The sequence below is a fragment of the Epilithonimonas sp. genome, assembly GCF_036780765.1.
Lineage (GTDB): Bacteria > Bacteroidota > Bacteroidia > Flavobacteriales > Weeksellaceae > Epilithonimonas.
Map to the genome: position 1 here is coordinate 625,796 of NZ_DAIQCG010000001.1, position 6,091 is coordinate 631,886.

At 34.9% G+C, this 6,091-nt stretch carries 7 protein-coding genes and 2 tRNA genes (1 of these 9 only partly in view); 4 read left to right on the forward strand and 5 right to left on the reverse strand.

Features of this window, described 5'->3' with window-relative positions; all coding sequences use genetic code 11:
* Positions 1–26: 26 nt before the first annotated feature.
* Both V7P73_RS02960 and V7P73_RS02965 read right to left on the reverse strand, forming a co-directional pair.
* Positions 27–431 (reverse strand): OsmC family protein, encoded by a 405-nt coding sequence (locus tag V7P73_RS02960; protein ID WP_333851346.1) that lies wholly within the window; start codon positions 429–431, stop codon positions 27–29.
* 117 nt (positions 432–548) lie between these two features.
* A complete protein-coding gene (locus V7P73_RS02965) occupies positions 549–1,397 on the reverse strand; it encodes a hydroxymethylglutaryl-CoA lyase (RefSeq protein ID WP_333851348.1) in 849 nt (282 codons plus the stop codon).
* 257 nt (positions 1,398–1,654) lie between these two features.
* Between V7P73_RS02965 and pepT the strand changes: the two genes are divergently transcribed.
* Genes pepT through V7P73_RS02985 form a run of 4 tightly spaced genes read left to right on the forward strand, consistent with a single transcriptional unit; the run spans position 1,655 to position 5,217 of the window.
* The gene (pepT, locus tag V7P73_RS02970; RefSeq protein ID WP_333851349.1) at positions 1,655–2,905 is read left to right on the forward strand and encodes a peptidase T; all 1,251 of its coding nucleotides are present in this window, start codon (positions 1,655–1,657) and stop codon (positions 2,903–2,905) included.
* Positions 2,906–2,932: 27 nt separating this feature from the next.
* Positions 2,933–3,352 carry a SufE family protein gene (locus tag V7P73_RS02975; RefSeq protein WP_124801015.1) on the forward strand — a complete coding sequence of 140 codons (420 nt, stop codon included), beginning with the start codon at positions 2,933–2,935 and terminating at the stop codon, positions 3,350–3,352.
* The gene (locus V7P73_RS02980) at positions 3,353–4,318 is read left to right on the forward strand and encodes a glycosyltransferase family 9 protein (protein WP_333851351.1); all 966 of its coding nucleotides are present in this window, start codon (positions 3,353–3,355) and stop codon (positions 4,316–4,318) included.
* Positions 4,315–5,217, forward strand: a complete 903-nt coding sequence (locus tag V7P73_RS02985) for a glycosyltransferase family 2 protein (protein ID WP_333851353.1) — start codon at positions 4,315–4,317, stop codon at positions 5,215–5,217. Before V7P73_RS02980 ends, V7P73_RS02985 begins: the two co-directional genes overlap by 4 nt.
* On the opposite strand, the gene V7P73_RS02990 is transcribed toward V7P73_RS02985, so the two are convergent.
* The 3 genes from V7P73_RS02990 to V7P73_RS03000 form a co-directional block, all read right to left on the reverse strand.
* Complete coding sequence (locus tag V7P73_RS02990) at positions 5,207–5,659, reverse strand: VanZ family protein (protein ID WP_333851354.1); 453 nt, start codon at positions 5,657–5,659, stop codon at positions 5,207–5,209. The two genes, V7P73_RS02985 and V7P73_RS02990, sit on opposite strands and share 11 nt — an antisense overlap.
* A gap of 270 nt (positions 5,660–5,929) precedes the next feature.
* Positions 5,930–6,004, reverse strand: a tRNA-Val gene (locus V7P73_RS02995).
* Between the two features lie 33 nt (positions 6,005–6,037).
* Positions 6,038–6,091: transfer RNA gene (locus V7P73_RS03000), tRNA-Val, on the reverse strand; it runs 121 nt beyond the window's last position.

The window sequence follows — 6,091 nt, forward strand, 5'->3', positions numbered from 1 at the left end:
TCCTGCATTTAGCAGGATTTTTTATTTTAGTCTTTATATTCGAAAAGAAAAATTTTTTTGATATCATCATTAAGACTTAGATAAACCGGACTATTTCTCACCGCATTTTCTAAAAATTCTTGTTCTTCCAAAGTGTAAGAATGGGGAAATTTGAAAACGCAGAAAAGCTCTCCAATTCTTCTAGGTTCAAAATACATTGTCTTTTTCAAATCACAAGTCGCGCCAGTGATATCAATATGTCTGTCTTTTGCCAATATAACTAGGTGTGCAAAAACACTTTGCGCCAAAGCCGTTGCAAAAATATCTGTTGGAGAAAAATGTTCTCGTACGCTAAAATCATTGGTAGGAATATATGAAGTGAAAATATCTCCAGAGCTTTCGTGTATAGAATCTATCCTATTCTCACCTACATAAGTCGTTTTTGAAGTCATAACTGCTAGTTTTTAATTGTTTTTTCTGTAATAAATTTACGCTATTTTTTTGAAATCCCGAATTTCAAATATGAATAATTATTAAAATATGATAAAATTTATATTGGTGATTTCAAATTAAAAATGAAAAATATCTTTCGCCATATTATAGGCACTTTCAAAATGAAGAAGATTCTGATGAATATCGATTTTTTCAGATGACATAAATGTAAAAACCTTTTCAGTAGGCATATTTCCAACCAATTCATCCTTCGCCATTGGACAGCCGCCAATTCCCTTTATCGCGCTGTCAAATCTTCTGCAGCCTTCGTCATAAGCCGCTTTCAGTTTGATGTAAGAATCCTCATATCGATTATGAAAATGCGCTCCAAAATTAATGCTCGGATATTTAGCGGGAATTTTATTAAACAAGAGTGAAATTCTTTCCACATCGCCAACACCAGTTGTGTCAGATAAAAGAACATCTTTGATTCCAATTTCCTCAAAACGTTTTGCCCAAAAGTCCACATCCTCCCATTTCCAACTTTCACCGTAAGGATTTCCAAAAGCCATCGAGAAATAGAGGTTTAATTGTCTACCTTCAGATTTTGTAAGTTCTAAGATATTTACCACTTCTGTGAAAGCTTCTTCACGGCTTTTGTTCGTATTTCTATGCTGGAATGTTTCAGAAATTGAAAAAGGAAAACCTAGAATATCAACTTGCTCGTGGCTCAAAGCTTTTTCAGCACCACGAATATTGGCTACCACTACGGAAAGTTTTGTGTTGGAAAGTGATTTGTCAATTTCATCCACCACAATTCCGGAATCAGCCATTTGAGGCATCGTTTTCGGATTCACAAAGCTACCACAATCCAAGACATCAAAACGCACTTCCATCAATAGGTTGATGTAATCTATTTTCTGTTGCGTGGGAATCATTTCTCCCCAGCCTTGCATAGCGTCTCGCGGGCATTCGGTTAAGAACATTTGTATCGATTTTTATAATTATTTGGGCAGCTTTATCCGCTTTCCGTTCCCGCTTTTTTCTTTTTTATTAAAAAAGAAAAAGAGCTCCACTCAAGTCGGGCTGCTATGATTCGACGTTTCAATAATAGTCATCGGCGCTCGCTTCGCTCGCGCACAAAAACATTCAATACTTTGATAATTCACAACATATCAATCATCAGATATTATTTGTCGTTCACTGCATAAATATATAACTTTGCGGAGATATAGCAAATTATATGGAAAACATCCAATTAGACGGTATTTGGAGAGAAAAACTCCTTAACAGATTCATCACATACATCAAGATATTTTCAACCAGCGACGCAGAAAGTGAGACTACACCTTCTACAGAAAGGCAATGGGATATCGCCAATTATCTATACAAAGAATTGCAGGATTTAGGATTGGAAGATGTCAGTATTGATGAGAAAGGTTACGTTTTTGGATTCATTCCTTCTAATAAAGAAGAGAAAGTTCCACAAGTCGGATTCATTGCGCATTACGATTCGTCACCGGATTTCAATGGCGAAAACGTGAATCCTCAGATTTGGGAAAACTATGACGGCGAAGACTTGTTACTGAACAAAGAAACAGGATTCACTTTGTCATCAACCAAATTTGAATCTTTAAAGAAATATATTGGACAAACCATTATCACAACAGACGGAACAACATTGTTGAGCGCTGATGATAAAGCCGGCGTTGCAGAAATCGTAACCGCTGCAGAATTTCTATTAGCAAATCCGCAAATTAAACACGGAAGAATTTCTATAGGCTTCAATCCAGATGAAGAGATTGGAAGAGGCGCACATCATTTCGATGTAGAAAAATTTGGAGCAGAGTGGGCGTATACAATGGATGGTGGAGAAATTGGAGAATTGGAATATGAAAACTTCAATGCAGCAGGCGCAATTATAAAAATCCACGGATTGTCTGTACATCCAGGTTATTCTTTCGGGAAAATGCTGAATGCAGGTTTGGTAGCTTCAGAATTTATCAATTCACTTCCAGCCAATGAAACGCCGGCAACTACGAGAGGTTTTGAAGGATTTTTCCATTTGACAGATTTCGAAGGTGATGTGTCAGAAGCTAAACTTCAATACATCATCCGTGACCATGATGATCAAAAGTTTGAAGATAGAAAAAAACTGATTGCTGATAAAGTTGAAGAAATCAACAAGAAATATGGTGAGAAAACTGCTGAGATAGAAATCAAGCAGCAATATCTTAATATGAAAAAGCAATTCGAAGGCAAGATGCATATCGTAGATATTGCAGAACAAGCAATGAAAGATTCCGGAATCGAACCGAAAATCAAAGCGATTAGAGGCGGAACGGACGGCGCGCAATTATCTTATATGGGATTGCCTTGTCCAAATATTTTCGCAGGTGGACATAACTTCCACGGACCGTACGAGTTTGTACCTTTGGAAAGTATGTTGGCTGCTGTTAAAGTGATTGCTAATATTGCTCAATCGGTAAAATAATTTAATTTTAATTCAAATCAATTCTGAATGACAATCAAAGAAAAACAACAAGAATTAATAGAAGAATTCGCCTTTCTGGACGATTGGGAGCAGAAGTATGAATATATCATAGACCTCGGAAAAGAATTAAAAGGACTTCCTGAGGACAAAAAAACAGATGAAAATCTAATCCGAGGTTGCCAGTCCAAAGTTTGGATTGATGCAGAATTTACAGATGGAAAATTGTTTTTCAATGCAGATTCTGATGGCATTTTGCCAAAGGGAATTGTTTCACTTTTGGTAAGAATCTATAGTGGACATTCTACACAAGAGATTTTGGATTCTGATTTTGATTTTATCTCGGAAATCGGGTTGCAAGAATTTTTGTCGCCGTCCAGAGCAAATGGCTTGATGGCAATGACGAAACAAATCAAATTTTACGCAGTGGCGTTCCAACTAAAGAAGTAGGTGAAGAGAATTTTGGCATATCGTTTTTCTGCATTCGGAGATGTGGCGATGACAGTCCCTGTCTGCGTGGAGTTTCTGGAACAGAATCCCGATGTTGAAATTGTGTTCGTCAGCAGAGATAACTTCAAAGATCTTTTCGACAAGCATTCGAGATTGAAATTCCACGGAATAAATTTCGATGATTATAAAGGAGTTTTTGGAATCAGAAAACTGACAAAACAATTAATCAAGCATTTCAATCCTGATTATGTAGCTGATCTTCACGACGTGATTAGAACGAAAATGATAAATTCTATTTTCTTCAGACATGGCTACAAAATTTTTCAAATTGATAAAGGAAAAGAGGAAAAAGAGAGACTGACGGATATTTGGAATCTTGATAAATTTCCTTTGAAAAGAACGGTTGAACGTTATGCAGATGTTTTTAGGAAAATGGGATTTGATGTCGAATTATCCCATCAGTTAAGAAATCAATCTGATAATAAAAAAGATATTGGATTTGCACCTTTTGCCCAACACAAAGGTAAAATGATGCCTAAAGAAAAATCTTTTGAACTGGCGAGAATTCTTGCAAGAACTCACAAAGTTCATTTTTTTGGTGGTGGAAAAGAGGAAAACGAAATTCTCACCAATTGGGAAAAACAAATTCCTAATACTAAAAGTTTATCAGGTAAGCTGACGCTTAAGGAAGAATTGCAAAAAATATCAGAACTTGAACTGATGATTTCTATGGATTCCGCAAACATGCATTTAGCAAGTTTGATGGGAACCAGATGTATCTCCGTTTGGGGTTCAACGCATCATTATGCAGGTTTTTTAGGTTATGGACAAAGCGAGGATGACATTGTTCATGTTAAAGATTTATCTTGCAGACCGTGTTCTGTTTTTGGTGATAAAGAATGCTTTCGAGGGGATTATGCTTGTTTGGAAGAATTAGATATTCAGAAAATTATAGACAAAGTATGAAACTGAGTATTTGTATTCCTGTTTATAATTTTGACGTTAATGATTTGGTGAATGACCTTCAAAACCAGATTATTTCCAATAAGTTAGATGCTGAAATTATCTTAATCGATGATGCTTCTAATACTGAATTCATTAATAAAAATAAAAATTTAGAAGAGACTGTCAGTCAATTTGTTTTTCTCGATAAAAACATTGGACGTTCAAAAATCCGAAATCTATTTCTTAATTATTCTCATTCAGAATATTTACTTTTTCTGGATTGTGATGGAAAAATTATTAGTCATACTTTCCTTAAAAATTACATCGATTTTATTAATACTAAAAATCCAGATATAGTTTTTGGTGGCAGAAAAGTAAATGACGTAAAACCTTCGGCAGAATATGGACTTAGATGGAGGTTCGCAGTAGAAAGGGAAAATCTGCCTTTAAAACAACGTTTAAAATCGCCTTATCTTGATTTTCAGACTAATAACTTTATCGTTAGAAAATCAGTTTTAGAAAATAATCCCTTCAATGAAACAATTACGCAGTATGGTTACGAAGATTTGATTTTTGCGAAAGATCTTTTCAAAAATAAAGTTTTTATTGACCATATTGATAATCCGGTTTTCAATAATGACGTAGAGACCAATGAAGTTTTTCTTGCAAAAGCCGATCAATCTGCAAAAAGTCTCTCACAGCTTATTAAAAGCGATAAAGATGTCGAAAGAATCTCTAAAATAAAGCTCGCAAAAGCTTATTCTCGTTTGAAAAAAACTGGCGGTATTTTTCTATATAGGTTGATTTATAAATTATCGAAACCTTACCTACAAAAAAAGCTTTTAGGAGGAAATGCCTCACTAAAAGCTCTTGATTTTTATAAATTGGGTCAACTGATTAATTATATGACTAAGCCGTAAGAGCTTTTTCGTAGTTTAAGTGTAGTCTAATATCAGATATATTCAGCCATTTTGCCACCTGTAAAGCGAAATATCCAATCAGCATTCCGAAAGTGTTCAAGAAAACATCATCGATATCGGCTGTTCCTCTAGCTGTATAGTATTGCAAAAGTTCTATCACAGAAATTCCACATACAAACAAGCAGAACAGCAACGGCAAATTATTAAGTTTTCTAATTAATAAACCAAGTCCACCAAACGGGATAAACACCAATATGTTTCCTACGATATTAACCATAAACGTTTCTGAGAAAAAGTTATTGTATCGTAAAAAGTAAGAGATGCTCTGAAGCGGATTGAGTTGTAAGAATCCAAATTCTGGATGACGGCCACAGCCGTAAAACATCATATATAATAGAAAAATAGTGTAAAAGGGAATTAACACTGCATAATATCTTTTCATAGGTTTCCTTTTGAGGGGATTAGTAATTAAAAGAGTTTTATACCATAAAAGGGTTACAACAATTTTATTTGCTGTACTTATCAAAAATCTTTCCAAAAATTAAATATTAAACCATTGATTAACTTTTTATATGAAATTTAACATTATGTTAAATTGAAAGCAAAAAATTAACAAAATTTTAAAAGCTAAATATTTAAAATCAAAGTTGAAAAATGAAATAGTTTAGAAACAAAAAAATCTCAGATTTCTCTGAGATTTTCTTTTGAAGGGTGGGCCCTGAGGGATTCGAACCCCCGACCCTCTGGGTGTAAACCAGATGCTCTGAACCAACTGAGCTAAGAGCCCTTAATTTTTTTTGAAAAGGTTGTTTCCTTTTTGTGGGCCCTGAGGGATTCGAACCCCCGACCCTCTGGGTGTAAACCAGATGCTCTG